This is a genomic window from Pseudohoeflea suaedae, from assembly GCF_004354915.1.
GTDB classification, from domain to species: Bacteria; Pseudomonadota; Alphaproteobacteria; order Rhizobiales; family Rhizobiaceae; genus Pseudohoeflea; species Pseudohoeflea suaedae.
Window position 1 is genome coordinate 68,690 of the sequence record NZ_SMSI01000002.1, and the last position, 26,107, is coordinate 94,796.

The 26,107-nt window shown below is 57.4% G+C and carries 31 protein-coding genes; 30 read left to right on the top strand and 1 reads right to left on the bottom strand.

Features of this window, described 5'->3' with window-relative positions:
* The first annotated feature begins 4 nt into the window (after positions 1–4).
* The 26 genes from E2A64_RS18115 (at position 5) to E2A64_RS10450 (ending at position 21,858) form a co-directional block, all read left to right on the top strand.
* Positions 5–127 (top strand): hypothetical protein, encoded by a 123-nt coding sequence (locus E2A64_RS18115; RefSeq protein WP_280177538.1) that lies wholly within the window; start codon positions 5–7, stop codon positions 125–127.
* Positions 128–2,296 (top strand): tape measure protein, encoded by a 2,169-nt coding sequence (locus tag E2A64_RS10340; protein WP_133284426.1) that lies wholly within the window; start codon positions 128–130, stop codon positions 2,294–2,296.
* Positions 2,297–2,309: 13 nt separating this feature from the next.
* Positions 2,310–2,921, top strand: a complete 612-nt coding sequence (locus tag E2A64_RS10345; RefSeq protein WP_133284427.1) for a hypothetical protein — start codon at positions 2,310–2,312, stop codon at positions 2,919–2,921.
* Positions 2,921–3,502 (top strand): DUF2163 domain-containing protein, encoded by a 582-nt coding sequence (locus tag E2A64_RS10350; RefSeq protein ID WP_133284428.1) that lies wholly within the window; start codon positions 2,921–2,923, stop codon positions 3,500–3,502. Before E2A64_RS10345 ends, E2A64_RS10350 begins: the two co-directional genes overlap by 1 nt.
* Positions 3,499–3,939 (top strand): DUF6950 family protein, encoded by a 441-nt coding sequence (locus E2A64_RS18185; protein WP_428977473.1) that lies wholly within the window; start codon positions 3,499–3,501, stop codon positions 3,937–3,939. The genes E2A64_RS10350 and E2A64_RS18185 overlap by 4 nt, the downstream gene beginning before the upstream one ends.
* Positions 3,940–6,387 carry a phage tail protein gene (locus tag E2A64_RS10360; RefSeq protein WP_133284430.1) on the top strand — a complete coding sequence of 816 codons (2,448 nt, stop codon included), beginning with the start codon at positions 3,940–3,942 and terminating at the stop codon, positions 6,385–6,387.
* Positions 6,387–8,012 (top strand): hypothetical protein, encoded by a 1,626-nt coding sequence (locus E2A64_RS10365; RefSeq protein ID WP_133284431.1) that lies wholly within the window; start codon positions 6,387–6,389, stop codon positions 8,010–8,012. The genes E2A64_RS10360 and E2A64_RS10365 overlap by 1 nt, the downstream gene beginning before the upstream one ends.
* A gap of 9 nt (positions 8,013–8,021) precedes the next feature.
* Positions 8,022–11,246, top strand: coding sequence for a glycosyl hydrolase family 28-related protein (locus tag E2A64_RS10370; protein WP_133284432.1), 3,225 nt, complete (start codon positions 8,022–8,024; stop codon positions 11,244–11,246).
* A 308-nt stretch (positions 11,247–11,554) separates the two neighbouring features.
* The gene (locus E2A64_RS18120; protein WP_280177539.1) at positions 11,555–12,016 is read left to right on the top strand and encodes a CatB-related O-acetyltransferase; all 462 of its coding nucleotides are present in this window, start codon (positions 11,555–11,557) and stop codon (positions 12,014–12,016) included.
* Between the two features lie 254 nt (positions 12,017–12,270).
* Positions 12,271–13,008, top strand: coding sequence for a hypothetical protein (locus E2A64_RS10380; protein ID WP_194086914.1), 738 nt, complete (start codon positions 12,271–12,273; stop codon positions 13,006–13,008).
* Positions 13,005–13,175: a hypothetical protein gene (locus E2A64_RS17910; protein WP_174235783.1), complete on the top strand. Its 171-nt coding sequence runs from the start codon at positions 13,005–13,007 to the stop codon at positions 13,173–13,175. Before E2A64_RS10380 ends, E2A64_RS17910 begins: the two co-directional genes overlap by 4 nt.
* 184 nt (positions 13,176–13,359) lie before the next feature.
* Positions 13,360–13,770 carry a hypothetical protein gene (locus E2A64_RS17950; RefSeq protein ID WP_194086917.1) on the top strand — a complete coding sequence of 137 codons (411 nt, stop codon included), beginning with the start codon at positions 13,360–13,362 and terminating at the stop codon, positions 13,768–13,770.
* Positions 13,771–13,877: 107 nt separating this feature from the next.
* A complete protein-coding gene (locus tag E2A64_RS10390; RefSeq protein ID WP_133284434.1) occupies positions 13,878–14,246 on the top strand; it encodes a hypothetical protein in 369 nt (122 codons plus the stop codon).
* A 130-nt stretch (positions 14,247–14,376) separates the two neighbouring features.
* Positions 14,377–15,084, top strand: a complete 708-nt coding sequence (locus tag E2A64_RS10395; protein WP_158285736.1) for a S1 family peptidase — start codon at positions 14,377–14,379, stop codon at positions 15,082–15,084.
* A gap of 43 nt (positions 15,085–15,127) precedes the next feature.
* Positions 15,128–15,367 (top strand): hypothetical protein, encoded by a 240-nt coding sequence (locus E2A64_RS10400; RefSeq protein ID WP_133284436.1) that lies wholly within the window; start codon positions 15,128–15,130, stop codon positions 15,365–15,367.
* On the top strand, positions 15,364–15,558 hold the full coding sequence (locus tag E2A64_RS10405; RefSeq protein ID WP_133284437.1) for a hypothetical protein: 195 nt from the start codon (positions 15,364–15,366) through the stop codon (positions 15,556–15,558). Before E2A64_RS10400 ends, E2A64_RS10405 begins: the two co-directional genes overlap by 4 nt.
* A 162-nt stretch (positions 15,559–15,720) precedes the next feature.
* Complete coding sequence (locus tag E2A64_RS10410) at positions 15,721–16,983, top strand: oxidoreductase (RefSeq protein WP_133284438.1); 1,263 nt, start codon at positions 15,721–15,723, stop codon at positions 16,981–16,983.
* Positions 16,980–17,177: a hypothetical protein gene (locus tag E2A64_RS10415; RefSeq protein WP_133284439.1), complete on the top strand. Its 198-nt coding sequence runs from the start codon at positions 16,980–16,982 to the stop codon at positions 17,175–17,177. The genes E2A64_RS10410 and E2A64_RS10415 overlap by 4 nt, the downstream gene beginning before the upstream one ends.
* A gap of 30 nt (positions 17,178–17,207) precedes the next feature.
* Positions 17,208–18,890 carry a hypothetical protein gene (locus E2A64_RS10420; protein WP_133284440.1) on the top strand — a complete coding sequence of 561 codons (1,683 nt, stop codon included), beginning with the start codon at positions 17,208–17,210 and terminating at the stop codon, positions 18,888–18,890.
* Positions 18,887–19,129 carry a hypothetical protein gene (locus E2A64_RS10425; protein ID WP_133284441.1) on the top strand — a complete coding sequence of 81 codons (243 nt, stop codon included), beginning with the start codon at positions 18,887–18,889 and terminating at the stop codon, positions 19,127–19,129. The genes E2A64_RS10420 and E2A64_RS10425 overlap by 4 nt, the downstream gene beginning before the upstream one ends.
* Positions 19,126–19,476, top strand: coding sequence for a hypothetical protein (locus E2A64_RS10430; RefSeq protein WP_133284442.1), 351 nt, complete (start codon positions 19,126–19,128; stop codon positions 19,474–19,476). Before E2A64_RS10425 ends, E2A64_RS10430 begins: the two co-directional genes overlap by 4 nt.
* Positions 19,476–19,649, top strand: coding sequence for a hypothetical protein (locus E2A64_RS17830; protein WP_158285737.1), 174 nt, complete (start codon positions 19,476–19,478; stop codon positions 19,647–19,649). The genes E2A64_RS10430 and E2A64_RS17830 overlap by 1 nt, the downstream gene beginning before the upstream one ends.
* Positions 19,624–20,253, top strand: a complete 630-nt coding sequence (locus E2A64_RS10435; protein ID WP_133284443.1) for a hypothetical protein — start codon at positions 19,624–19,626, stop codon at positions 20,251–20,253. The genes E2A64_RS17830 and E2A64_RS10435 overlap by 26 nt, the downstream gene beginning before the upstream one ends.
* Before the next feature lie 185 nt (positions 20,254–20,438).
* Positions 20,439–20,972, top strand: a complete 534-nt coding sequence (locus tag E2A64_RS10440; protein WP_133284444.1) for an HD domain-containing protein — start codon at positions 20,439–20,441, stop codon at positions 20,970–20,972.
* Positions 20,973–21,012: 40 nt separating this feature from the next.
* Entirely contained in the window at positions 21,013–21,381 is a 369-nt protein-coding gene (locus E2A64_RS10445; protein ID WP_133284445.1) for a hypothetical protein, read from the top strand.
* Positions 21,382–21,615: 234 nt separating this feature from the next.
* Positions 21,616–21,858, top strand: coding sequence for a hypothetical protein (locus E2A64_RS10450; protein ID WP_133284446.1), 243 nt, complete (start codon positions 21,616–21,618; stop codon positions 21,856–21,858).
* Positions 21,859–22,109: 251 nt separating this feature from the next.
* Here the strand turns inward: E2A64_RS10450 and E2A64_RS10455 are convergent, their stop codons facing one another.
* Positions 22,110–22,385: a site-specific integrase gene (locus E2A64_RS10455; RefSeq protein WP_194086915.1), complete on the bottom strand. Its 276-nt coding sequence runs from the start codon at positions 22,383–22,385 to the stop codon at positions 22,110–22,112.
* Between E2A64_RS10455 and E2A64_RS10460 the strand changes: the two genes are divergently transcribed.
* From E2A64_RS10460 to E2A64_RS10475, 4 genes are all read left to right on the top strand, one after another.
* On the top strand, positions 22,384–22,626 hold the full coding sequence (locus tag E2A64_RS10460; protein WP_133284447.1) for a hypothetical protein: 243 nt from the start codon (positions 22,384–22,386) through the stop codon (positions 22,624–22,626). The genes E2A64_RS10455 and E2A64_RS10460 overlap by 2 nt on opposite strands.
* A gap of 220 nt (positions 22,627–22,846) precedes the next feature.
* Positions 22,847–23,857 carry a DNA topoisomerase IB gene (locus tag E2A64_RS10465; RefSeq protein ID WP_133284448.1) on the top strand — a complete coding sequence of 337 codons (1,011 nt, stop codon included), beginning with the start codon at positions 22,847–22,849 and terminating at the stop codon, positions 23,855–23,857.
* A 357-nt stretch (positions 23,858–24,214) separates the two neighbouring features.
* Positions 24,215–25,255: a hypothetical protein gene (locus E2A64_RS10470; RefSeq protein WP_133284449.1), complete on the top strand. Its 1,041-nt coding sequence runs from the start codon at positions 24,215–24,217 to the stop codon at positions 25,253–25,255.
* Between the two features lie 89 nt (positions 25,256–25,344).
* The gene (locus tag E2A64_RS10475; RefSeq protein ID WP_133284450.1) at positions 25,345–25,908 is read left to right on the top strand and encodes a glutathione S-transferase family protein; all 564 of its coding nucleotides are present in this window, start codon (positions 25,345–25,347) and stop codon (positions 25,906–25,908) included.
* The last annotated feature ends 199 nt before the right edge of the window (positions 25,909–26,107 follow it).

Genomic DNA, 26,107 nt, shown 5'->3' on the forward strand with positions numbered 1-26,107 from the left:
CCAGATGAGCCCGTGGGAATTCATGGCCTGCGTCGACGGATGGCAGACGGCCAACGGCACCAAGAAAAAGAAGCCCAGCGATATCGCCGACGAACGGCTGTCGGAATTGGGAATCGAGGGGTTCTAGATGGCCAACGAGATTGAGCGACTGATTGTTCGCCTGGAAGTTAGCCAGGCGAAATTTGAAAAGCAGATGGCGGCAGCTTCCCGCACGGCCGACAGGCAGGCGAAGCGCATTGAGGGCCGCTTCGCACGGATGAGCAAGGACGTTGGTGGCTCGTTTTCGTTCATGGCCAGGGCGTTCGCTGGTGGCTTTATTGGCTATCAGGCGCTCCGGGGCATCAAGAACCTTTCCGAAGCCACCACGCGAATTGACAACGCGCTCAAGGTGGCGGGCCTTTCCGGCAAGGAACTGAACGACACCTTTGATCAGTTGGCGGCGTCAGCTCAGAAGAATGGCGCCCCGCTTGAAGCGATGGTCACGCTGTACAGCCGTGCGTCTCTGGTTCAGAAAGAACTTGGCGTAACGCAGCAGGAGCTCATTGAGTTTACCGATCGCGTTGGCGTCTCCTTGCGCGTTTCTGGTCAGTCTGCGGAAGCTGCGCGTGGCGCGCTATTGCAGCTCGGACAGGCGCTAAGTACGGGCGTCGTCAGAGCGGAAGAATACAACTCGCTGCAGGAAGGCGCCACACCCATCCTGCGCGCTGTTGCAGCGGGACTGAAAGAAGCCGGCGGTTCGGTCGGTGCACTCACCAACCTGGTGAAGTCCGGCAAGGTTTCTTCGGAGGCATTTTTCCGTGCGTTCGAAGCCGGTTCCCCGATCCTTGACCAAATGGCGTCGAAGGCCACCTTCACGTTGGCGCAGGCTAGCGAAAACCTTCAGACGGCGCTCCTCAAGACGGCCCGCGAATTTAATAACGCGACCGGCGCTGGCGAAAAATTTGCAGGATCCATCAATACAGCGGCTGACGCGATAAACGGCTTTGACGTTGGTGGATTCATTCAGGCGCTGCGTGACGCCAAGTCTGAATTTGACACGTTCCTCGCCGATATAGGAAATTCTGACGTCTTCCTGAAACTCAATCAGGCAATGGGCGTCGTCGACGGTGATGGATTTGTCATCAATGTCGACAAGGAGCAGGCGGAAGCCAAAACCCGCGCGCTCGAGAAGGAGGTTGAAACCCTTCAGGAGCGCATTGCCCTTAATACGCGCCTTGGGTTCGATAACACCGAAGCACTCGCCAGAATTGCCGAAATTCGCTCCGCCCTTGCTGGCTTGCAGGCAGCCACTCCCGACATGCCGGACACATTCTCCGGCGTAGGTGTCGTGGAGGGTGTCGGGCCTGTCCCGGACGAGTATGCTTACACTCCGTCCGGCGGCCCTCGCCGTGGTGGAAAACGCCGCGCAACAGTCGAGCCGGTTTCTCTCTCTGATTTCGCGCCTCCTCCAGGCAAGAAAAAAAGCGGCGGCAAGTCCAAGGTCGACGACTACCAGCGCGAAATTGAACAGATCAAGGAACGCACCGCTGCCATTCAGGCCGAAACCGCTGCGATGGCTGGCCTCAACCCACTGGTTGACGACTACGGCTTTGCGGTTGAGAAGGCGAATGCCGTACATGATCTTCTAACGGCCGCGCAGAAGGCCGGTCTTGATGTCACTCCGGAACTTCGGGCCAATATCGACCAGCTTGCGACCAGTTACGCGCAGGCGAGCGTCGATGCCGAAAAGCTTGCAGAAAGTCAGGACAGGGTGCGCGAAAGCGCAGAGTTCAGTCGCGATGTGACGCAAGGCTTCATAAGTGACCTTCTCCGAGGGAAAAGCGCGGCAGACGCCCTTGCTGGTGCTCTCCAGAAAATTGCGGACAAGCTTCTTAACGAGGTTCTGGACGCCATATTTCAGGTAAACTCTGCCGGCGGAGGAGGCTTTGGCGGCCTTCTTGGAGGCCTGCTTGGAGGCTTTGGGCCTTCTCCAACCCTCTTCTCTTATGACGGCGGTGGTTTTACCGGAACTGGTGCCCGCACTGGCGGCGTCGACGGCAAGGGCGGCTTCCCGGCTGTCCTGCATCCGAACGAAAGCATAATCGACCACACGAAGCTTTCCCGCTCTGCGGCAGGCGTCATGAAGGGCGATGGCGGCGGTGTTTCTGTTGCCATGCCTATCAACATCGACGCCACTGGCGCCGACGCTGCTGGCCTTGCTCGAGTTGAGGCTGCTGTAAGCAGACTTCGTGCCGAGCTGCCCGGAAAGATCGTGTCGACAATGAAAGACGCGCGAATCCGCCGCATCCCAACCTAGGGAAATTTTAAAAATGGCAATCACGTTCCCGCGGGCTATCCCGGACGTCGGTTACTCGCGCGTTGACGTTGCTCTCAATGAGCAGGTTAAGGCTGCGAGAACCGGCTCCGGAACAAGTGAAAGAAGCGAGATCGGCGACCCGTTCTGGACGGTAGACCTTGAGACTAAGCCGCTTCGAATGGCGGAAAAGGACGCAGTCGAGGCGTGGGCAATGTCTCTCCGCGGCGGGTTGAAATACGTGCTGTTTAGCAACCCGCACCGTTGCCGTCCAAAGAATCATCAGGCCGACCCCACGCCGGCGGAAGATACAGGGCTTATCTCGTCTGTGTCTGGCGGAAACGTGCTCACTGTTGCGTCGGTTTCAGCCGCTTTGAACCTTGCTCCAGGCGACATGATAGGCCTCCTGAATACGCATTACCACTGGTCGCGCGTGACAGAGTATTCGATCGCCAGCACCACGGCGACGATTACTGTTGAGCCGCCGCCGCCGTCAGACCTGGCGGTTAGCGGTACGGTCGTTTCGTTCATATCGCCGCCGCTTCTGATGCGCCTCGTGCCGGGTAGTTTCAAAGTATCCGGAACCGGGCTTTTCAGGTGCTCCTTCTCGCTCGAGGAGTCGCGTTAATGCGCAGCTTCAACAGTGAGATTGGTGATCTTTTGGACGAAGGTCGCATGAAGTACGTCGGAATGATCAGGTTTGATCTTGCCGAGGGTAGTTACGGTTTTATACGCAGGAACGTCGAGTATACGTACGAAGGTGTCCTGTACAAGCCTATGCCAAAAGGCATGATTTCAGTTTCGTCGCTACCCCACACGACGGGGACTGCGGCGTCAGGCTTTTCTCTTGTCCTTGCCGAAAGTCCGGATGATGGACTCACGCCGGAAATATTGGTGCAGATTGAAAGCTATGGTTATCGCGATCGTCCAGTGACGATTTATGATCTTTTTCAGCACCCCGATACGCATGCAATACTCGGCAATCCTATACCACAAAAAAGCGGATACATAAACCGCATTGTCCACGACGAAGATCCTGACAGCGGGTATCTCATGACTGTTGAGTGCGAAGGTCGCGAAATCGACTACAGCCGCACGAACGGCCGCATCAGGACCACAGAGGATCAGGAGCGACGCGCAACGGGGGATCTCTTCTTCGAGCACACGGGGACGACGGGGCGCGTTAAACTGGACTGGGGGAAGAAGTGACGTCGCGCCGCCCAAGTTGGCAGCGCCGCCTTAACGCAGTCGTGGAGAAGCACAGGGACGCGCCAGGAGAATGGGGCGTCTCTGATTGCTGGATATTTGCCACCGACGCATACGAGGCCGTGACGGGCGATAAATTGCTTCCGAATTTAAGGTGCTATCGCTCTGAGCGCGGCGGCTATCGGCTTTTTTCCAGGCATGGCTTTAGGACCGTAGGGGAGGCTTTGGCGTCCACTCTCGATCCAATCAATAAATTAGGCGCTAAGCGCGGCGATCTTGCCGTCATCAAGCGCGGCAAGATCGAGAGCTGTGGCGTAGTCACCTCTGCCGGCGTTGCCGTCAAGACGCTTTACGGGGAATCCGACGCCACAGGCATCGAATTTTCAAGCCTCGAATATTTTCCCCTCTCAGCCATCGAGACAGCTTTCAAGGTGGGCTAAATGCCTTTTATCAGTGCGATTGTCGGCTTCGTCGGAACCGTCGTCGGGGCCGTCGGCTCTTTTATAGGTGGGCTCGGATTCCTCGGCAAGGCTTTGCTGTCTATCGGCCTGAATCTGGCCGTTCAGGCGCTCACTGGGCGCCCTGAGCAGAAGCAGATCAGCGGCGTCGAGCTCGACACGCAATACGGTGGTCGACAGGATCGCATCGTGCGGATGGGTCGGTGGGGAATCGCTGGTCACTACACCTACGCCAACACCTATGGCAACACGAACAAGTATCTCCAACAGGTCTTCACGATTTCGGATTATCCGTGCACATCGCTCGATAAGGTCTGGATTGATGGAGAGCCGGCGACGTTGTCATCGACGGATTCGAACGGATACCGCACAGTCACCAATGGAGATTATGGCGACCTCATCAAGATCAAGTTCGTTGACGGAACGCAGACCGCAGCAGACAGCACCCTGATCGATGGCGCCAATCCCGATAGCCGGTGGACCGAAGACCACAAGGGCGTCGGCATCTGCTACGTCATCTGCAGGCTGTCATACAACCGGGAAAAACTGGGCCAGACCGTCCAGTTCTTCTTCGAAGGCAAGGGCGCCAAGCTCTATGACTGGCGCAAGGATGATACGGTCGGTGGTTCGGGCGATCATCGCTGGGCCGATCCCGACACATGGGAGTTCACCGAAAACCCGATCCTGATGGACTACGCATACCGCCGCGGGCTGTCGGTCAACGACGACGAATTTTGTGGCATGTTTGAGGAGTCCTCAAGGCTTCCGCTGGATCGCTATTCAGTTGCCGCTAACATCTGCGACGAGCTTTTCAATGCCGCACCGCGCTACCGCTGCGCCGCCGGGATCAACTGCAACGCCCAGCATGGCGACAATATTGACGCGCTGATGCGCAGTTGCGGCGGCATGGCTGTTCATGGGGTCGATGGTGCTTGGCCTATAGTCGGGACAGACCAGGCAACTGTCGCTACGCTGACGGATGACGATCTCATCGTCGGCGAGCCTGTGCAGGTTCAGTTCAAGCGCCCTGCGAACGAGCTGGTCAATTCTGTTTCCGGGACATTCCCGGACCCGGACAATATCTGGTCGCCGAGCGGGTACAAGCGCGCCACGGATGCGGGTCTGGTGGCTGTAGATCGACGCTCAAAAGATGTCGATATGAACTTCGACACAGTTCCGTATTTGCAGCAAGCATCTCAGTTGGCATCCGTCTATTTCAGCGAAAACCGCTTTGAAGCTACGGCGCAAATCATGGTTCGCCAACGCTGGCAGGTGCTGGAGCCTGGCGATTGGATAGTCTGGAGCTCGACTCGCTATGGCTCGCGCACATTCATGGTTACCGACATGTCCGTGGTGTCTCTTGATGAAGACAAGCCGCGTACAGTTGCGCTGACCCTGCAGGAGCGCAGTGGAGACATCTACGAGGAGGTTGGCGTCATCGTTCCGACCGTTCCGGTGCCTCCGGGGCAGGCTGTCTATCAGCAGCAGCTCGTGGACTTCACCGCGACGGGCGTCATCGGTGCCGGCGCCAACGGTCTGGTCTACCCCATGATCAGGGTGAGCTGGTCGGCGCCGAGCGATCCGACCGTGGCGGAGATCATCGTCTTCTGGCGCGTCAAGGCGGGGCCGGGACCGACATTCTCGAAGGTCATCAAGGTCGGCACTAATATCGCGCTGCTGACCGAGGGTATCGTCTCGGAAACGGAATATGAGGTCTGGCACCAGATCGTTGCGGACCCAGCCCGTGAGACAAGCCAGACAACGCCGATCGATGTGGAGACGCCTCGAGCACCGTCCCGCGACGTCGAGGTCACGCTTGGCGAGCTGCAGACCGACGTCTACGGCTCGATTGTCGATATCCGCGCCCTGCTGGATGATGTGCGCGCGACGCTGACCGATGTGGCGGCCTCGTCGTCCCAGGGGCAGCTCTCCAACCAGAGCAGCATCCAGGACACGCTTGCCGCCGTCGCCGGTGCCGTGGCTCTGGTGAGGCAGGAAACGAACGTCAGGGCATCGGCCGACCTCGCCCTTGCCGAACAGATCACGTCCGTCTCGGCATCACTTGGAGACCTGCTTGCGCAGGGGCTGTTCAGTATTCAGGCGCAGGCGGGTGCGGGCGAAGTTCTGGCCCGGATCATCCTCTACGCCCGCGCAAGCGTCGAGGACGACTTCGAGGAAGCCGGGATGGAGTTTCAGGTCAAGTCCGTCGAAGGCGTGCTCTATTCGCAGATTGTGGTGAATGCCGACAAGTTCGTCGTCACGGACGGGAGCACGGAAAACCTTCCGCTCGTGTTCGAGAGTGGCGAACTCAAACTGCAGGTCGCCCGCATGGGGGCCGCTATCCTCGACAGCATCCTGGAAACCTCTACCGGCAAGACCAAGATCGGTAATTTCGGTTCAGGGGCGGAAGGCATAAGGATTTCGACGTGATGCCGGAAATGTTCATCGGGCTGGATTACGAGGGCGTGCCGTGCCTGAAGATTACGCGGGACAGCGCCGACAATGCGGCAACAACGCCGGACAGCGAGCGCGAGAAGTTTGCCTATAACAGCAAGGACGGCGCGCTCGCGGAGATCGTTGATATCACCCTTCCCGTCTCGGGGGCCTCGCTCGATCCGGCGGAATGGAGTGCGCCGGTAACGTTCAATCTCAATGGCGGGCCAGTCAGTAGGGTTTATTTTTCTCCTCCAACCTCCAACGAATACACCTATGAGCGGGCGACGGAAAGGCAGGTTCTCAGCGGCACCGAGCTGTCATACGGGTTTACGTATTACAGCACCCGATATTTCGACAACCTGGCCTATGACTGCCCCATGATGTCGGATGTGTGCCGGCTCACCGCATCCGGTAGGTATGCGAACGTTGCGACTTGGAACAGTGATTTTTACATCATCACCAGCGCTACGCTTGAGGTCGGCGAAGTGGAGGTGGATAACTACACGTCGAGAGTTGGATCCCCTGCGTTCCAGATTTTCCCCGCCAATGCAGTCGTTGCAACCGGAGCCATGCGGTGCAGGGTTCCGCTTTTCAGCCACCCGATGGTCATAAGGGATATCGCCTCAGTGACCCACGGAAGCATTGCCCGTCAGCTCCCTGGCGATCCGCGTTACGATCAGTCTCAAGTTGTCTGGAACCTTCCCGGCGACGACACGCCGCTGGCGATTGCGGATCCGATCACGGGCACCGAGGGTGTCCCGGCCATCAGCATCACGCCGACAGAGTTCAAGATCGCACGGCAGGGCCACGACGTCGATACGGCGACCTTCGAGCAGCTTGTCTTTGCCGCCTCGCGTCGCCCGGCAAAGATCATTGCGGCTGGCGACGTCTCGGTGCCTGCCCACAGCACCTATGATATCGAATGCGGCGTCACTCTCAACGACACCATCGCTGTAGAGCAGGCGGTCTACAAGTCAACGATCACGTTTCCGTTCCCCTACAATCTCCACATCGATGACGCCTGGAACTTCGAGTACACGATCTCCGGCTCAACGGTCACGCTCTACAACGACACCGGCAGCAACTTCCGGGTCAGGTATATGGTGCTGGCGACAGATGCGGAGCGCCCGACAACGGGCACCAACGATGTGCTCCGGAAGATCAACATAGACGGCGAGGATGTTTTCCAGATCCTCCGCCCCGGCGCCGGGCCGACGCCGAACCTGGCCGACATCGTCATCGACAGCAGATGGCCGAGCATCCCGATCCTGAAAGAGGGTTTTATCGACGTCGATATCGGGGACGAAGAATACAACGTTACGTTCGACAATCCGCGCGGGCTCTTTCCCTTCGTCAAGTTCACCGTCTACTGCGATGGCCCTTCCGGGATGTATTTCGCCCGGTCACCGATTGTGCGGAAGCGCATCAACAACACCGGCAGCGATTTCGCCAGGCTCGGTGGCGACACGACCTATTGCACGCTCCGGAGTTCCACGCAGATCCGGTTTTATACCTTCCGGGGCCGCATCATCGAGTATCGCCCCGGCAGTGGGACAATCAAGAACGACCCGTATCCGGTGGTCGGTCTCCGCTACTACGTTTTCGGCATCCCAACCTAGGGAACTCCCATGACACAATATGTGACTGGCGGCACGATTGCCGTCACCAACGGCTCCGCGACCGTGACCGGCACGCTGACCAGCTTCCAGGCCTCGCTCGTGGCGGAAAGCTCTGTCCTGTATGTCGATACGGGGTCGGACATTGTGCCGTTGCCGATTGCCTCGGTGGAGAGCGACACGTCGCTGACCCTCGTGAAGCCGTATCCCGGCACGACGGACAGCGGGCTTGACTATGTCATCGGGCGGGCCGAGGCCATCCAGCAGCAGACAGCGCTCAACGCGAACAAGATCGCGATCCTGCTCGACAATCTTCCGGTCCACTCCACCTTCGGCAAGTCTTTCGACCAGGCGCCGGACGCCGAGGCGGGCCGGGCCATTCTCGGCTTTGCCGGCTCCTACACCTTCGCATTCGACGACGGAACCACCATGGCGGACCCCGGCGCAGGGACCTGGCGGGCGAACAATTCGACGCTAGGCAGCGCGACGGCCATCGGCATTTCGGCGCTCGATGCCAATGGCGACGACCAGTCCGATTTTCTCGTCTCGCGCTTTCTCTCCACCTCGACACACAAATGCCGGATCGTGATTGCCGAAGGCGGGGTGACGACCGAGGTGCTGGCAACGGCCATCACCGACAATGGCGACTGGCTGCAGATCACGCTGGACGACGCCACCTGGGAGAATGCGGCATCCATGGCGCTGGCCGATGAGGATGCGTGCGTGTTCCGTTTCGCGGAAAGGGGTGATGCGGGGGAGGATGGGGCTGATGGGGCTGATGGGGTGGATGGAATCGATGGTCTTGGCTGGACCGGTGGGGCCTACAATGCCGGGACGGGCGTCGTCACGTTCGCCTCGGATGACGGGCTCGGATTTTCGACCGGGGATCTGCGGGGGGCGGACGGGGCTGATGGTGCCGATGGGGTGGATGGCGCGCCCGGCTCGTCCGATGTCGTCGGAACGTCCACCACGTCGCTTGCGATCGGCACCGGCACGAAGACTTTCACCATCGCTGAAACGAACCGTGGCTGGGGGCTTGGAGCGCGGTTGCGGGCGGCATCCGATGCCGATGGCGCCAATTTCATGGAGGGTGTCGTCACCGCCTATTCCGGCACGACGCTGGAACTCAATGTGGATATCGTCGGCGGGTCGGGCACGCTTGCCGACTGGACGATCAATCTTGCCGGGGAGCCTGGCAGCGTTGCCGTCGCAAGTGTGAACGGCCAGACCGGCGTTGTGGTTTTGGCGGCATCCGATGTCGGGGCCGCACCCTATGTCTCCACCCGTACAGCTCTTAAGGCTTTGGATGGAGCGGTGGATCCATTCGCTATCTTTGGTGGAAGCGTATGGGAGTGGGATGCATCGGATCTTTCGTCAGTCCTGACGCCGTCGTCGGTCACGACAACGGCGGTCAACAGCACGACGGAAACAGCAACAAGCACGGCGCATGGCCTGACGACTGGCACATCCGTTTACCCTACGACAAGCGTGAACGGCCTGACGGCAGAGCAATTCTACTACATCATCCGAGTAGATGCCGATAACTTTAAGCTGGCAACCAGTTTTGCCAACGCCTGCGCGGGCACTGCCGTTGACCTGACCGGGACTACAAACTTCACCGTGAAGAAGCACGTAGACCCAATTGGCGGGGTTTATGTTTCTCCTGATGTCGATGGTGCGGGCGGTGCCTGGGTCCGTCGCGGAAGCGAGGAAATCAACGTCAAGTATTTCGGTGCGACGGGCGATGGTACGACTGATGACTCTGCCGCCATCAACGCTGCGGCGGCTTACCTGAAAAGTCAGATATCAGCGCTTACGACGGAGCAGTGGGCCCCCGTCATTCGCTTTCCGCCAGCGATCTATCGTATCGAAAATACTGTGGATCTCACTGGTATCAAAGCCAACTCGTGGGGCATTCGTGGAGCCGGCGCTACAATTAGGGTGGCTGTCAACGGTGGGCCCGGTCTGGATTTCTATGGATCTCGCTACTACAACATCGAGGGAATTGAAATTGATGGCGACGATATCGATGTGCCTACCTACGGCATCCAGGCCGGTAGTGTCGTGGCGGCGGGAGACAATGTCGGCGAATTCCTGTTCAGCAATGTTCTGTTTAACGGGCAATTCAGCCGAGCTGGATACTATGCGTTCGGGCCTGAGGTTTGCACCTATCTTCATTGCCGTTTCTACAACAGGTACAACAATAGCTCAGCACGTTCAGTAATTCAGGATGCTGCCAATCTCGAAGATGTCACCAGCGCCTTCATCGAGTCCGATCATCCTTCCCCCAGCTTCCACAGCTTCAATGAAGCAATCTTCATTGGGTGCGATTTCCGAAAGCAGGTTACCGGCTCGCCTATCGAGTACATGGGCGAAGGCTATTCCAACCACAAGTTTATCGGTTGTTATGCCGCAAGTCCGGACGGCCCGGCAATCGTCCTCACCGATGTGCAGTTCCATAAGGGATGGGGGCTTGATCTCAACTTCGAGAACGGAACGGATCTCATCTACATCAACAACGACAACGAAGAACTTCTTGTTGATGGCCTGAGGTTCAACAGCCCTGGCGGGACTTACACGGGGTCTGTCATCAACACGTCTGGCGTGGCTAACACGGTCACGATGTCGAACGTGCACCTTAATTGCGGGTCGCCTCGCAATATCGCTGGACGCATATTCGGAACCGGCACGTCAAGCTCTCCTGGGCGGATGCTCGTTACTGGCGTTATCGAATGGGCCACGAGCTCGCTCAATGGCGACATCGATCTGTCGAACTGCAATTTCAACGGTCAGGTCTACACCCCGCGCTCCGAGACATTCGGGGCGCATGCAAATGCGGGATCTTATGAATGGATCAAGGGCCCTGTTTCGTCCGATGCCCGCATCCGGACGCTTAAGGGGTATTTCCGCGTTTTCGGCTCCGGAGATAGCGGTAGCCCTGGCAGCTATCTGGAACTCCGCGGTGCAAATTCAGGAAGTTCTGATGTTGGCCTATATGCTGGAGGCGATGCCACCAACATAAATATTACCGTCCGGCCGAAAGGCACTGGTGTCGTGCGGCTTCAGGACAGCTCCGGCAATACAAAAGTGCAAGTCAACGCCAGTGGCGTGGGCTTTTATGGAACTAATCCGCAGGCTAAGCCGACCATAACCGGGTCAAAAGGGGGAAATGCCGCGTTGGCCGACTTGCTTACAAAACTGGCAGCGCTTGGGCTTATTACAGATGGCACGACGTAACGCGTACAGTTGAGAGGTTTTGACCTTGAAACTAGAGTTCGGTAGCCTCGTGAAGGCGTACTGAATTCTGGCGAGGTCGAATTATGTCGAAGCATTTAGTAACCGTCGTTAGCCGCCCGCCGGAAGGCCAAGGTGATAAGTTCTGGGCTGAACCGCCATCTCGCACCGCGAAGGACATAAGGTGGGACACACCTGTGACGGTGGGCGCCTTTTCAATGTTGCACGGGCCTGGCTTGGTGGCGCATGCAACAATTGGGAGGTACTGCTCAATCGCGCCTGGATCAGTAATAGGTTCAAATGAACATGCCATGGAGTGGCTTTCAACCAGTTCATTGGTCGAGAACCCAAACTTGTTTGACTGGCATCGGCAACTTTCTGGAAGGGAAGGCCCAATACGGCACTTCGACGCTGCACTTCCGCACACCAGCATCGGCAATGATGTGTGGATCGGATACGGGGCCTTCATCCGCAGCGGCGTGACGGTGGGCGACGGGGCGGTCATTGGCGGCATGGCGAACGTCATCCACGATGTGCCGCCATATGCAATCGTTGTCGGGAACCCGGCACGCGTTGTCCGCTACAGGTTTTCAGAAGACATTATCGAGCTTTTGCTCAAGACCAAGTGGTGGCGCTTTTCAATCGCCGATCTCAGCGGCTTCGATCTGACCAACCCAAAGCATGCCTGCGAGCAGATCATCATGGCCGAGGCCGAAGATCTTCTGCACCCGTTCAATCCCGGCATGGTTCGCGCTGATCATCTGGCGCGATAGCGCCGCATCCAGTGACGCCCTGATGGGCTGAACTTCACCACAGGAGAAAGACATGCGCGCAATATTCGCATTTCTTTCCCAAGTCTTGAGCGTGGCAACTGGCGGCGAATGGGGATCGTATCTCTGCGTCCGCGCTGCGAAGCGGTGGGGCTGCCAATGTCGGCTCTGCCGCTTCGTTAATTGGGCGCTTTCCGAAACACGCCATTGCGAGACAATTGTCCGGTGGTGGGACTCCCAAAACAAATAGGTGATTTATGAACCGCAAGGCGTTTTTTGACGCAGTGCGGCCGATGTTCGGCGGCGGGCTTTCGCAAAGCCAGGTCAATGGACTCAATCGGCTGCTCGATACATGGGAAAAATACTACGCGGCCACCGACTGCGTAGAGGAGTTGGCTTACAATCTGGCAACTTCATTCCATGAAACAGGCCGGACCATGCAGCCGATCACGGAGCGCGGCGGGCGTTCGTATTTCAACAAGTACGAGCCAGGAACGCGACTCGGCAAGATTCTTGGCAATACGCAAAAGGGCGACGGCTACCGCTATCGCGGCGAGGGCGACGTCCAGAATACAGGCCGCGCGAATGCCGCAAAGGCGACCAAGCGGCTCAACCAGGTTTTCGGGCTTGGCGTCGATCTGGTCGCAAATCCCGGAAAGCGCGGCGACCCGTTCATTTCGGCGCATTCGCTTTTTCTGGGCAACCGCGAAGGCTGGTGGACAGGCAAAAAGCTTGGCGACTACATCCGCCCTGGCAAGGCCGATTACAAGAACGCAAGGCGTGTCGTGAATGGCCTCGACAAGGCCGCACTGATTGCCGGTTACGCGATCAAGTTCGAGCGCGCGCTGCGCGGCGCGGATTACGGGCGACTTCCCGTAAAGGAAGAAACGCACGCAAAGGCGCCCAAAACTCCCGATCAGGAAGCCGCGAACTCTAAGGGCATCATGTCGGCAATCATCGACTTTTTTGTCAAGCTATTGAGGGGCGGAAAATGAAAAAGTACCGCAAGCTAATCGCGGCGATTATGGGCGTTTCGGCGCTTATGGCGCTGCGCTATTTTGATGTCCAGGTCCTCGGCCTGGATTCCGTCGTGCTCGATCTGATCGTCTCCTCATTAACCGCGTTCGGCGTCTATCAAGCAAAGAACGAGGTGGAATCATGACGGGCCTAGTCGCTTTTTCGTTACTCGTCGCGGCCGCCGGCTCTTGCATCGGCTTATTTTCATATCTCGCCGCGCTCCACACAACCGTCCCGGCTAGAGGAAGGCCGGCCGGAGTGGTTATCGGTGGCGTTATGGTCGCAGGCGGTCTTCTGTCCGCCTGCGGACTCTGGGCTGCTGGCGTCTGATGTGGACGGCAATTATACGCTGGATCACAGGCGATCTCGTCGGACAGCTTGCCGATGCCTACAAGACGGCGCGTGAGGGCGAAACAGAAGACAAGCGCATTGCCGCCACGGTTCAAATAAAATCGATCGAGGCCGCAATGGCTTCGCGCGCCGAGTCGGCATCTGTTATCAAAGAGGGGATGCAGCACAAAGCATTCTGGATCCCCTGGCTGATCGTTTCCGTTCCTGCTTCGATGTGGGCCGGGTGGGGCTACATGGATAGCCTGTTCAACGGCGCTCTTCCTGACGTCGCGGCACTCCCGCCGCAGCTCAAAGAATATGCCGACATCGTGTTCGCCAATATCTTCTACACCGGCGCTGGCATGGGTGCGGCGCAAACAATATCCGCCGCCCTTCGCGCACGCAAATGAATAGCGTGGCGGCCCGATTGTGAGGGTCGAGCCGCCACTACCAACCGAACCTGTCAGGAGGCTCAATTGGCCCCAAAGCGTAACGCATTCGGAAGCGACGCACCATCATGAATAATATAACAGTCGAGGGCGTAACCTTCGTCTTGCTCATACTGGGCTTCATCAGCGGCGTCTGGTGGCGGGTAGAGGGTAGGATCAAGGAGGAAACCAAAGAGGCGAGGGACGCGGCCGCGAAGGCGTCAGGTGATGCCATGGAGGCCGCCGCCAAGGCAGCTGTCCGCGCCGAGGTCAATAGTCAGATGATCGCCGAGCACCGTCTGCACGTCGCCGAAACCTATATGACCAAGCAAGGGTTGCGGGAGGTGCGGGATGAAATCATCACCGCCGTCGCCGGGATAAAGGCCGACTTCAAGCACCTTAACGAGCGCCTGGACAGGCTGCACGACGCGCCACCTAAACGAATTCGATCGACGTAAAAGCACGCCCCGCCCTAACCGGCGGGGCCTTTTTTTGTGCCTTGATTCCGGCGATACAATTAAAGCTTGACAAATTTGTTAAGTTAACGCTATGTTGCAAGAGTACCAAACACCACAAGGAGAGACGGGAATGAGACGCATTTTCATTGCAGCATTCGCCGCGATCGCGGCATTCACCATGCCGGCGCTTGCGGCGTCCGACATCCAGACGGAAATTCTCAGTCATACGGTACAGATCAACCACAGTTGCAGCGGTACCATCATCTGGTCCAACCGCGACAAGAAGACCGGCGACGTCGGCACTTACGTCCTGACTGCCAAGCACTGCGTTCGCGGCGAGAGCCAGAATGAATCAGTCGTAGACATTCCCGTCTACCAGAAAAACCGCGTGGTGAAACGCGACAGTTATATCGCCGAAGTCTACCACGTCTCTTCTAATCGCGATTTGGCTCTTTTGAAGCTTCTGGATACGCAGACATTTTTCCCTGTCACGGCCGCCGTAGCTGGCGACGATATCGATATCGAAATGGGCGACCCTGTTATCGCCGCAGGTTATCCCGCATCGATCGGGCTGACGTTCACGCGCGGCGACTTCATTGCTGTCGAGTACAACGAACTTCCGACATCTAGTGCAGATTTTTACAGGGCCACCGTCAACATCGCGGGGGGGAGCTCTGGCGGCGGTCTGTTCCGCAAGTCTGCTGATGGCGGAAAGTTCGAGCTTATCGGCGTCACCACAGCAATGCGAACAGACGCTGACTTCATGAGTCTCTACACAACTGCGCCTGACATTTACGCTTTTCTTGGTGTTGCGCTTCCTGAGTCTGTCGGGCGCTAACGGACAGCCGGGCGCGAATGCCCGCATATTCTTGGAGGGTAGCATGGAACTCTTTCTGACAATTTTGGCCTGGTATGCGTGCGGTCTGGTCGGGTCTGCGCTGGCCGTTGAGTTTTCGTTTCGGCGCAGGGGGTTCGATATAGATATCAGCCTGCTTGTTTGCGTGGCGCTGCTTGCCGCGCTCGGCCCCTTGAACATGCTTGTCGGGGCGTTTTTCACATTCACTTACTTCATTAGTGGCTTTGTCGATTTCGACCGCGTCATCTTAAAGGCGCGCAAATGACCAAGATAAAGCGAGCCATTGCGGAATCGGTAAGCGCATTATTGGATTTGCTGGCGCTTCTCGTGTTCTGCATCGCCATGGTGCTTTGGGCTGCATCTGCTTTTGTAGATACGTCTGTCACGCTAATTCAAGCCTTGGTCAATTCGATATTTTCTGTCGCTGTGCGAGTTCGCATGTGGGGCAATCGATGACCTTCGCTCTCGCCGCTTACGCTACACTGATCGCAGTCGCTTTTGGCTGGCTGGCGATCGCCGCAACAATCATCAATAAGCCGGAGTCTTCCAGATGAGAGATATAAAAGCACTGATGTTGGCTGCAGCCATCCTTATTCTCGCCGCTGCGGTGTTCGCCTAATGGCGCTATCCAGAGAGGAGCTTGAATCCCGCGTCGCCGCTTATCGCGAGCACGGCAGCGGGCGGAAAGCCGCAGAAGCACTCGGCATCGGCCGCAGCGCGTTCAACGACAGCATTGCTCGGGCTGCATCGCTTGGGCTCATGGGGACAAATCCTGTCTTGCCCGGCTTCCGGCTGACCAAAACGACAGCCGTTACGAATGCAGACGGCGACGTCGTGCGCGAGTTCATTCAGCAGCGACCCGATATCGGCAGGCAGTTCGAGGCGCCGGAGGGCCATTCCGTCAAGGGCGTTTCGGCGCTCGTCGACGCAAGTGGCAGAACGATTCAGCAATGGGTCAAGACGCGTGCGGACGCGGAAGACCAGATTGCGAAAATGCGCGCCGCGCTGGACGGCCTCAAGGACGAATTGCCGCGCGCATCTCTTGTGCCTGCTCCGGCTTACACGGAAAGCGAGCTTCTAAACCAGTACACGATCACCGACCATCACCTCGGCGCGCTGGCGTGGGGCGAAGAAACGAGAGCGGGCGACTACGACCTCAAGATCGGCGAGCGGCTTATCCTTGATTGGTTCGCGCAAGCCATCCGGCAGTCACCGGACGCAGAGCGCGCCGTGTTCGCGCAGTTGGGCGATTTCCTTCATTACGACTCGTTCAAGAGCGTCACGCCGGAACACGGGCACCTGCTCGACAGCGACAGCCGGTATCCCAAGATGGTGCGGGCGGCCATTCGCATCGTGCGGGCGGTTATCGAAATGCTCCTCGAGAAGCATATGCGCGTTGACGTGATTATGTGCGACGCCAACCACGACCCGGCCGGCGAGGTCTGGCTGCGCGAAATGCTTGCGGCCTTCTATGATGACGAGCCGCGCGTCACTGTCGACACCAACCCCGGAACGTATTCCGTCATCGAGCACGGCGACGTTTCGCTCTTTTACCACCACGGCCATCGACGCGGCATGGCCAAGGTGGATTCGATCCTGGTAGCAAAATACCGAACAATCTACGGCCGCACGCGCATGAGCTATGCACACACTGGCCATAAGCATTCCGACGAGTTGCGCACCACCGACCTGATGAAGGTCGAGCAGCACGAAACCCTGGCCGCCCCCGATGCCTACGGATCCAATTGGGTTTCGGGGCGATCGGCGAAGGTCATCACCTATCACAAGAAATACGGCGAAGACGGACGTGTCGTTCTGTCCGCTGCGCGTGTTCTCGGGCGGGCGGCGAATGACAATGAAGCCGCGAGGGTGGCTGCATGATCTGGAGCATTAAAAACCGATGGAAGCGCGCGGCTGTCGCGTGGCTTTTGCTGCCTGTGTTCGCGCTTCTGTACCTCGTGCTGATTGCGCAGCTTTCCGCTGGCGCAATGCTGGCTGTCGCCGCTGACATCAAGGAAAGCGACGGCGAATCTTTCAAGGAATACCTCCGGGCGCTTACCGCGCGCCTGGAATAACCACCACACCACAAACAGGAGAGACTGGCAATGGAATACGTTATCGCGGAAAGCGTGCCGAAGCCCGCGCGGGGGTATATAACACCCAGCAAAAAGTACGAGCTGTCAAATGCAGACGATATTGGCGGCGAAATCACTGACGATGAAGGCGACAAGCTTGTCATTTTATTCCAATCCTGCCCGCACCTCAACGGCGGCAACTGGATTCGCGTCACCGAGTGCGATGAACCCGCCCTAATCGCCGGCATGGGCGCGCACGGCTTGCCGCCCTCCGGGTTTTTGGCTGGCCTTACCGCAGAACAACAGTCTGCGGCGCTTGCCTATGACGGGCCGGAATGCGACGCCGCCCTCGCCACCGAAACTTTCGGCGATCTCGACGACTACATCCGCAAGGGCGACTTCATTCAGACATACACCGGCCTGAAAGCGTGGCCGATGGATCTGCGCCCCGAAGAAGTCTGCATCGAGGACATCGCGCACAGCCTGGCAATGCAGTGCCGATACGCCGGGCACTGTCAGAAATTTTATTGCCCAACACCAGAACAGAGAATCCTAACTGAAGACTTGAGGTGGGTTCCGGCCGGAGATTTGCGGGAAGGTGACGGCCTGCTTGCTTTTGACGAGGAGCCAGTCCGAATAGGAGCCTTTGGCAAAAATAGACGCAGAATGAAGCACGCCGTCGTAAAGACAGCGATGCCGGTGAAGAGACGCGTTATCCGACTGGTTATGAGCGACGGTTCTGAAGTTTGCTCATCCTTTGAGCACCCGTGGCTTGTTGCAACAAAGTCATCTGGTAATCAAAAATGGGTCACCGCTGGGCGCATATCAGAAGACATCAAGTTGGGGAGGAAGAGATATATTCATAAATTCTTTTCCCCATGGGAGGAAAGGACCAGCAAAGAATCCGGTTGGTTGGCTGGGGTGTACGATGGGGAGGGGCATCTCTCTATTGTCAATCGCAGAGGGACGCAGCTAGGTGTGGCGCAGAAGCCCGGAGTAGTTCTTTCAAAGATCGAAGAATTATTGAAAGAGTACGAATACAGCAATTACAGGTACACACAGACAGGCGCCAAGGGGTCTGGTGTAATAACGCTGCAAACTCAGGGAGGGTTTAGGCAGATAGCAGCCATGCTCGGCAGTATAAGGCCCTTGCGACTTCTTGGTAAGTTTACCGACGGACTGGTGTCGGGTGAGTTCGATAAACAGATGCAGAGCGACGGCAACCCTCTAGAGATTGTCTCTGCACGCGATGAGGGAGTGCAGTGGGTTGCCGGCATAGAAACCAGTTCCAAGACATATTTTTGCGAAGGGTTTGGGGCGCATAACAGTGTGGCGGAGCATTCCGTCCTGATGGCGCGCTATCTCGCGGCGCGGGGAGGCAACGGGCCGGCGCTCGCAGCACTCATGCACGACGCGGCGGAAGCTTACCTTGTCGATATCCCGCGGCCCGTCAAGCACAGCCTGCCGCAGTATCGCGAACTCGAAGACCGCGTGCTTGCCGTCATCAATGCCAAATACGGCATCGGCCATTACACGTCGGTCAAGGACGCGGACAACCGCATCATTGCCGATGAGATCGCCCAAAACATGACCCCGATGGACTGGCACGGCGGGCACTACGAGCCGCTTGGCGTGACGCTTCGGTTCTGGACGCCGGAAGAAGCCGAGCGAGAGTTCCTTATCGCGTTTCGTGAATTTGGGGGTGTGGCGTGACCCAAACCAAAGCCAAGACAATGAAGCAGGCGCTGGAATGGATCGTAGACCACGAGCACCATGAAGGCTGGTGGGGCTTCGGTCACGGCACGGAACGCTGCCTGACGCTTGCCGGCAACGAGCATTCGCTCGTTATTCCGGAATCGGTTCACGAGCCCGGACTATTCGAGCCGTGCTGGCCGCTAGGCGGGCGCATGTATCGCCCGTCCGCGGCGGGGTTGGAGGTTATGGCGTCATGACCCACTTCCAAGTCAATCAGGAAGTCGTCTGCATCGACGACAGCCAGCCGCCGCTATCGCAGCCGCTGCGCGTGAAGAAGGGCGAGATTTATGTCGTGCGATGGATCGGCCCGTTTTACCACTACATGCTCGGCGAATATATCGGCGTTCGCTTGAAGGGCATTGACCAAGGTATCTGCCCGGATTGGGGCTATGAAGACGTCCCGTTTCAGGCGAAGCGCTTCAGGCCGCTTGTCGAGGACCGTATCGGCATGCTGCGCGCGTTGCTTGTGCCAAACCAGCCGGTAACGCCGACGATCGACGAACCGCGCCGCAAGGCGCCCGTGCGGGAAGAGGAGAGGGTTTGATGGAATTCGGAGACAGGACGGTCGCGGCGGCAATCGATGTTGCTGACAAACGGTACGAATCCGGCAGTCGATATTACCGATGGAACGAAATCGGCGCGGCCGCAGGTAAAATCCTTAAGGCACTTGAGGCAGAATTGGAGAAGCCAAATGAAGCCCGCAATAAAGCACATTGAACAATGGCAACCACACCCAACACCGCTTACCGCCGCCAACGACAACCGCAAGGCACCGCTGATCGGCATCACCGGCAAGCGCAACGTCGGCAAGTCAACCGCCGCCAGGATGCTTAATCGCGAGTGGGGCTTCAAGGTTGTGCACGCTTTTGACGGCGGTAAGTCGGCTGCCAATCAGCTTTTCTGGTATATGACAGGAGACATCGACAAAGCAAACGCCATGGTCTACGGCGACTTGAAGGATAAGCCGTGCCCCGAATTACCGGGCGGGGTTGCGCCGCGGTATTTCCTCGAGAAGTTCGGCAAGTTCATGGGCGTCGATATGGGTGTCGAGTGGACGCTCGGCATGGAGATCTCGAGAGCTCGTCGCAACGATCGAGGCAAGCCGATCGTCGTTGAGTCGCTGGTCTACGAGTCCGACTGGTTCAAGCGTGCTGGCGGCGTCGTCATTCGGCTCGAGCGTCCCTACTTCTATGGGCCAGCCGGCGTCGAAAGCGACAGCGTGCAGGCACTCGTAGAGGCTGATTACACGATTTGCGCCGCGACGGTTGACGAGATGCTGGCGAAAGTCCGGCGCGCCGTTTTGGAGATTTGCGGGGCTTGACAAATTTGTTAAGTTAACGCTATGGTGTTCTGGCAATGAATTGAACGGATCTATTGAACAAGCCGTTCTGGCGTAGGAGGCAGTCATGTAGATCGCAGCGCGACGCGCGCATCCAAATTACTGAAGTCCCAAAACAAGGCCGCGTCACCTCCAGGGCGCGGCCACTTTTTTTAGGAGAGACGAAGATGATTGCGCTTGGCGCCCTGAAGGAGACTGACGGACTCGTTATGCGAGCCGCCGACTTCGCCAGAACGATGCATGAAGGGCAGGTTCGTAAATACACTGGCGAGCCCTATTTCAACCACGTCGAGCGCGTCGCTGAAAGGCTGACGCAGATTAACGCACAGATCGAGGCGATTGCGGCCGGCTATCTTCACGATGTCATGGAAGATTGCGGCGTATCCATGGACGCGCTCTGTAAGGACTTCGGCGGGCCTGTTGCGCGCCTAGTCTGGTGGGTAACCAATCAGGCACCCAAGTCATTCGGAAACCGGGCCGAGCGCAAGGCGTTCGAATGCGAGCGGCTTGCTGGCGCACCGCGGGGGGCGCAGAACATCAAGCTTGCCGACATCATCGACAACACGCGCGACCTAAAAAGCCACGACCCTGAGTTTTGGAAGGTGTATCGAGGCGAGAAGGTCGCGGCCGTATCGGCAATGACAAAGGGCGACTACATTCTACGCGACCGCGCGCTCATGATATTGGAGTGGTCCGAATGATCATGGCCGGAGAGCTGCCGAAATTTTGGGAGAAGAAGTGATGGATGTGAACAACCTTTACCCTTACGCGATCAGGCTTAGGCTCGAGACTCTTTTCATGTCTCTGTCAAAGATCGACTACAAGAGCGCGAAAATAAAAATAGACCGCAGTACGTTCTACGCATTGCGACAAGATCCATATTCAATGCGACACCTTGACTTGTGCGGAGGCCAAATGAAGTGGTACGGCGTGCCGATTGAGATTTGCGCCATGCCTATGCCAGAGCCGATGTGGGGCGATGATTGTGGGGCGGAATATGCTGACTGCGTTTTGCCAAAGGAGCCATTCTGTCTCTACATTGAATACGAGAAGCGGAACGGCCGACGCGGCTATATCGACGACCCGCAGACCGATAAGGCGTATTTGTGATGACCGGCGAAAACCTCTACGTCGATTTAAGGACTGCTCCGTCAGATTGGGCCGCGCAGGTGCGCGAGATGGGAATCGTAACGCGGAGATGCGAACCGAAGTCGATCGCCGACCAGGTCAAGCTGCACGGGTGCGCGAACGTGCGGATGATCTTGCCGGCGTGGATACGGCGCGCCACGCAACCCGTGTGCAGCACCGGCAAACTTGATGCACACGACAAGGGAGAGTGATGGGATGGAAAACACTAAAGCGAAAAGCCAGACTTTACGCCGCTCGTTGCTAGTTGTCATATTGGGACCGCTATGGCTGGTCGCGCTGATTGTCGGCCTGCTTTTGGCGGCACCATTAATAGCGGCGATAAACTTTCTTCTTGGCGGGCAAGGAGGCTTTGTCGGCACTATGTTCGCTCTGCAGATAGACGTGGCGCTCGAATTGATTTTGTTCGCTCAAGAGGCATGGCGCGGCCACGAAGATTAGACCCGTTTTCGGCCTAACTTTTTCAGTTTGCGTTTCTAGTGTAACCGATTGATTTCTAATAACGCAAAAAGCCAAAAAGCGGTAAACCGGATTTTGGCTAAGTGCTTGAAAATATGGGCCTTTTTAGACTTCTACTAGCTGACTCTTAATCAGCGGGTCCACGGTTCGAGCCCGTGCTCACCCACCATTTTCCAATCACTTAGCAGGTTCGTGACGGGGCGCTTTTTACAGGCAGCCCCGTTTTTTACACTTCACTCGCCTATTGTTCCCTTTCGGATCGCGTCCTGCACGTCCTGGCCGGCAAGATAGAAGCGGCGGATTATGGTGTCGCATTCGGCTTCCGAATGGCCGGAGATCTCGGCGATGCGGGCGATCTCCACGCCGAAGCTGCGGGCATAGGTAATGCCGGTTCCGCGCAGGTCGTGAAACGTGAGGCGGCGGAAACGCGCCTCACGCCCCATATGGGGCGCAGCCGATGATTGACAGACCGGGGCGGTCGTCGTTTCATCGGGCGGGGAGGGCTGCATGTTTGAAATCTTCATTGATGGACCCGCCCGGCTGGTTGCGGCGCTGATCTATTTCGGGTGGATGATTATCACTGTGATCGCAGGCGTTGCGGCCGGCATGTGGGTTGCCGGCCGGCTTCGCGATCGGATGACGCGTATCCTAGCAAATGCGCTCGGCGTTCTGGTGTTCTTCTATGCCAGCCTGGTGCTCTATCGTGCGCAGCACTGGCTGGCCTTCGAGCTGCTGCAGGGGCAGCAGTAATCAATCGGCTCCCCCATGTCAGCTTTCCAGCTTGGCGATCGCCGAGCGTGCCAACTCGGGGTGCTTGCCGAAATAGTGTTTCAGGATCTCGTCGATCGACTTGAGCGAATGGCCGGTTTCGGCTTGCCCCGTTTTTCATATGCTCGTTCCTCAACTCCCGCAGTGGAACCAACGCGCTTCCGGCCTGTTCTATCACGACGTGTGATTGAGGCCTGCCTGGATGCCTGACGACATCGACCTGCGCTATTCGAGCGACTGCGAACCGGGGATCAGCCGGCGGCGCAGGGGGCGCGGATTCTCCTATCATCTTCCAGACGGAAAGATACTGCGCGACAAGGCGGAGCGGGAACGCATCAACGCGCTCGCGGTGCCTCCCGCCTATCGCGACGTCTGGATATGCGGTGATCGCATCGGCCACCTTCAGGCGACCGGGCTCGATGACAGGGGGCGCAAGCAGTACCGCTACCACGAAGCCTGGGCCGAGCAGCGCAGCAGGCTGAAATTCGGGCAGTTGCGGCAGTTCGGCGAGGCGCTCCCGCGCATCAGGCGCAAGATGCGGTCCGATCTCAAGAAGGGGCTGCCGAACGAGGAAGCCATACTCGCAGCCATGGTGATGCTGGTCGACCGCGTTCATCTGCGGGTCGGAAACCGCGTCTATGCGAAGGAGAACAAGACGTTCGGCGTCACCAGCCTGTTGAAGCGGCATGTGCGGACGGAAGGTGGCGACACGGTGAACCTGCGCTTCAAGGCGAAGGGGGGCGAGGTGCAGGATTACGAACTCGAAAGCACGGCCCTTCACGACATTCTGGAGGAGATCTCCGACCTGCCGGGCCGCGACCTGTTCTCCTGGCATGACGAGGATGGCAGCCTGAGGCGGCTCTCGTCGCAGCGGCTGAACGCCTACCTCGCCGAGATCGGCGGCGTGGGCGTCACCGCCAAGACATTCCGCACCTGGGCCGGAAGTGTGGCAGGTTTTGCCGAAGCGCTGAGCGCACTCAGGCGCGAGGAACCGGTGCGCGTGAAAGCGATCTGCGAGGCAGCGGCCGAAAAACTCCACAATACGCCTGCGGTATGCCGTACCAGCTATGTCCATCCGGACGTGCTCGAAATCGCGGCTGACGAGGCCCGCGCGGAGATTGCGCTGAGGGCCTTCGAAACCCGGAGGAACACGCGAGGGCTCAACCGGGCCGAGGAGCGGTTCCTGCAATATCTGGAGTTTTGCGAGGGGTAGGGGAGAGTTGATAATGCTTCCAATTGCAATTTAGGTAAAGGTGAAATTTTGAAGGTTGACGTCTCTTATTTTTAGGTGCGCCAGTTTTGGGTATCCATAAGTGAATACCTTCATTCGTGCCGACGTCCCGGCGGGCTCACGATATTGCTGATGGTGCTAAATTTCCACCGCCGATGCGGTTTTGTCTGGAGGCAGTAATGGTAGATTTCTTTACTGTAATAAAAAAAGGCAGTTGATGCTCTTGTTGTTAATAGTGCTGAGAATAGATCTCGGGTTTACCAAAAAGCTCGTGCCTCAATAACTCGTCAGATTCGGGCAGTAGATCCTCCCGTTTCTAGGGAAGTATATGACAGGCAAATGGCTAAGATTGGCGTCGCAATTGATAAGGTTGAGCATCAGTATTTGTCTGAAGCGGATTTATTTATTGAGTCAATTGGTGATATTTCTCAAGATCTAAGTAAATATATTGATAGCGATCATGTCGAGAATGAGAAGCTGAAACAGGAGGTTAGCCGACTTGAGGAAATTATATCCGTTGACTTGCCTGGGCCGAATTTTGAAATTTCCAAAAATGGTAAGCTAAAGCTATCAAGAAGCGGCAATCCCTCGAGTGAAGAGATTCAACGGTTTTCTTCAATACGGTCCGTTTTAATAGAAGCGGTAGAAGATCTAATAGATCTAAGCGTAGGTTCTAATTCGCATTCGAATATTGCGAAATTAGCTTCGAGCTATCGGCGCGCGCTTGGTGATACTGCAGAGGATTTGTCCATTGATTTGACCTATGCATACGGTGTCCGCCTCACAAATTCTCAAGCTGAAATTGCCAAACGAATCGAGAGCGGAGATTACCAGCAAGGCTCTCAGGAAGTTGAAGAAGCGATTCGATCAGTATCGGAGCTCCATCGAACTATAATCATGGATACTTTGCGCGGTCGGGAGCTAGCCAGTCATGTTCCAGATTACGATTCCCCGACAGACACCGATGCTAAGCGGGAAGCGTTGACTGAAATCGCCGAGACCGTTGAGAGCGACGGTCTTCTTCTTGAAAGAAAAGATGCGCGTGCGGTAGTCGAAATTATTGAGGAGTTTGAAAAGGGTCCAAATCCAGCGCGTTCCAATCAAGTGGCGCTGCTGACAATATCAAATATGCTTGGGCGTTTCGCCAAGCCGGTCTTGTGGACGGCAGGGGTCGCCGCTACCGGCGTAGTGGGAAATGCGGCATGGACTGGTGTCGTGAATGGCTATCAGGTTTCGACTCTCTTTTTACAGAATGCAGAGGCTTTTTTCCTAATAAACGCGCCTACCTTGATCAAGCTCGCAATGCTGATCGGGGGCGATATCGGATGGTTGCCTTCTTTCATAGATTGGCTCAAAAAAAATAAGGATGAACGAATTTAGCGTTTAGCAAAGAGCGTGCATTTCTCCTGCCATTCTTTGGCATCAGTGGAGTCTATACCCCGGCGCATCAAAACCGAAAGGAAGCGCCCATGGCCATACTCTATCACTCCCCGAATTCCCGTTCCGATGCGGTTGCCGCGCTCGTGCGTCTGCTCAAGGCCGATATCGAGATCCGGGAGGTCGAAATCCGCCGTACAGACGGGACAGGCAGGCCGGATCCGGTCAATCCGCATCCCGAGAAGAAGGTGCCATACCTCGTCGACGGCGACGAGGCGTTGCGGGAGCGCGGCGCGATCATCACCTATCTCACAGACAAATATCCCGATGCCGAGCTCGGGCCCTTGCCGGGTGAGCCGGGGCGTGGTGCCTATCTGTCCTGGCTGTACTACTATCAGGGGGTGATGGAACCGGTGATCATCATGCACATGGCAGGTATCGAGCACCCCTACATGACGAGCGGTTTGCGCGATTTCGGCACGATGATGAACACGCTGACGGACGCGCTCAAGGACCGACCCTTTCTGATGGGAGAGCGTTTTTCCGCCGCTGACATCCTGTGCAGCTCGCCATTCTTCTGGCTTTCGTCGCTGGTGCCCGAGGATGGACCGGTGCCGGGCTGGGGCGCGCGCTGTGCCGAACGGATGAAGCCCTGAGGGTTTTGCTGCGGCCGCGCCGGTTTTCCGGCGCGGCCTCAAGGCGCGTGCGATCACGCCGGTCTGGCCTGCGATACACCATGTCACCGGCCGGATTGGCCTCGGCGCTGTACATTCCGCGCTTTCGGGACTAGAAGCGGCGCACGATACGACGCCGCCGCGCGACAACGCGCTGAGCCGGCCAATTCCGAAAGACAAT

Coding starts and splice junctions, on each gene's coding strand:
- E2A64_RS10410 (WP_133284438.1), top strand. CDS start 15,721: ATGGCGCTATCCAGAGAGGAGCTTGAATCCCGCGTCGCCGCTTATCGC.
- E2A64_RS10435 (WP_133284443.1), top strand. CDS start 19,624: ATGAAGCCCGCAATAAAGCACATTGAACAATGGCAACCACACCCAACA.
- E2A64_RS10440 (WP_133284444.1), top strand. CDS start 20,439: ATGATTGCGCTTGGCGCCCTGAAGGAGACTGACGGACTCGTTATGCGA.
- E2A64_RS10450 (WP_133284446.1), top strand. CDS start 21,616: ATGGAAAACACTAAAGCGAAAAGCCAGACTTTACGCCGCTCGTTGCTA.
- E2A64_RS10370 (WP_133284432.1), top strand. CDS start 8,022: ATGACACAATATGTGACTGGCGGCACGATTGCCGTCACCAACGGCTCC.
- E2A64_RS10470 (WP_133284449.1), top strand. CDS start 24,215: ATGGCTAAGATTGGCGTCGCAATTGATAAGGTTGAGCATCAGTATTTG.
- E2A64_RS17830 (WP_158285737.1), top strand. CDS start 19,476: ATGGAATTCGGAGACAGGACGGTCGCGGCGGCAATCGATGTTGCTGAC.
- E2A64_RS10455 (WP_194086915.1), bottom strand. CDS start 22,385: ATGCAGCCCTCCCCGCCCGATGAAACGACGACCGCCCCGGTCTGTCAA.
- E2A64_RS10390 (WP_133284434.1), top strand. CDS start 13,878: ATGAATAATATAACAGTCGAGGGCGTAACCTTCGTCTTGCTCATACTG.
- E2A64_RS10445 (WP_133284445.1), top strand. CDS start 21,013: ATGGATGTGAACAACCTTTACCCTTACGCGATCAGGCTTAGGCTCGAG.
- E2A64_RS10345 (WP_133284427.1), top strand. CDS start 2,310: ATGGCAATCACGTTCCCGCGGGCTATCCCGGACGTCGGTTACTCGCGC.
- E2A64_RS18115 (WP_280177538.1), top strand. CDS start 5: ATGAGCCCGTGGGAATTCATGGCCTGCGTCGACGGATGGCAGACGGCC.
- E2A64_RS10360 (WP_133284430.1), top strand. CDS start 3,940: ATGCCTTTTATCAGTGCGATTGTCGGCTTCGTCGGAACCGTCGTCGGG.
- E2A64_RS10365 (WP_133284431.1), top strand. CDS start 6,387: ATGCCGGAAATGTTCATCGGGCTGGATTACGAGGGCGTGCCGTGCCTG.
- E2A64_RS10420 (WP_133284440.1), top strand. CDS start 17,208: ATGGAATACGTTATCGCGGAAAGCGTGCCGAAGCCCGCGCGGGGGTAT.
- E2A64_RS10395 (WP_158285736.1), top strand. CDS start 14,377: ATGAGACGCATTTTCATTGCAGCATTCGCCGCGATCGCGGCATTCACC.
- E2A64_RS10340 (WP_133284426.1), top strand. CDS start 128: ATGGCCAACGAGATTGAGCGACTGATTGTTCGCCTGGAAGTTAGCCAG.
- E2A64_RS10415 (WP_133284439.1), top strand. CDS start 16,980: ATGATCTGGAGCATTAAAAACCGATGGAAGCGCGCGGCTGTCGCGTGG.
- E2A64_RS10465 (WP_133284448.1), top strand. CDS start 22,847: ATGCCTGACGACATCGACCTGCGCTATTCGAGCGACTGCGAACCGGGG.
- E2A64_RS10380 (WP_194086914.1), top strand. CDS start 12,271: ATGAACCGCAAGGCGTTTTTTGACGCAGTGCGGCCGATGTTCGGCGGC.
- E2A64_RS10405 (WP_133284437.1), top strand. CDS start 15,364: ATGACCAAGATAAAGCGAGCCATTGCGGAATCGGTAAGCGCATTATTG.
- E2A64_RS10475 (WP_133284450.1), top strand. CDS start 25,345: ATGGCCATACTCTATCACTCCCCGAATTCCCGTTCCGATGCGGTTGCC.
- E2A64_RS10460 (WP_133284447.1), top strand. CDS start 22,384: ATGTTTGAAATCTTCATTGATGGACCCGCCCGGCTGGTTGCGGCGCTG.
- E2A64_RS17910 (WP_174235783.1), top strand. CDS start 13,005: ATGAAAAAGTACCGCAAGCTAATCGCGGCGATTATGGGCGTTTCGGCG.
- E2A64_RS10430 (WP_133284442.1), top strand. CDS start 19,126: ATGACCCACTTCCAAGTCAATCAGGAAGTCGTCTGCATCGACGACAGC.
- E2A64_RS17950 (WP_194086917.1), top strand. CDS start 13,360: ATGTGGACGGCAATTATACGCTGGATCACAGGCGATCTCGTCGGACAG.
- E2A64_RS10400 (WP_133284436.1), top strand. CDS start 15,128: ATGGAACTCTTTCTGACAATTTTGGCCTGGTATGCGTGCGGTCTGGTC.
- E2A64_RS10350 (WP_133284428.1), top strand. CDS start 2,921: ATGCGCAGCTTCAACAGTGAGATTGGTGATCTTTTGGACGAAGGTCGC.
- E2A64_RS18120 (WP_280177539.1), top strand. CDS start 11,555: ATGGAGTGGCTTTCAACCAGTTCATTGGTCGAGAACCCAAACTTGTTT.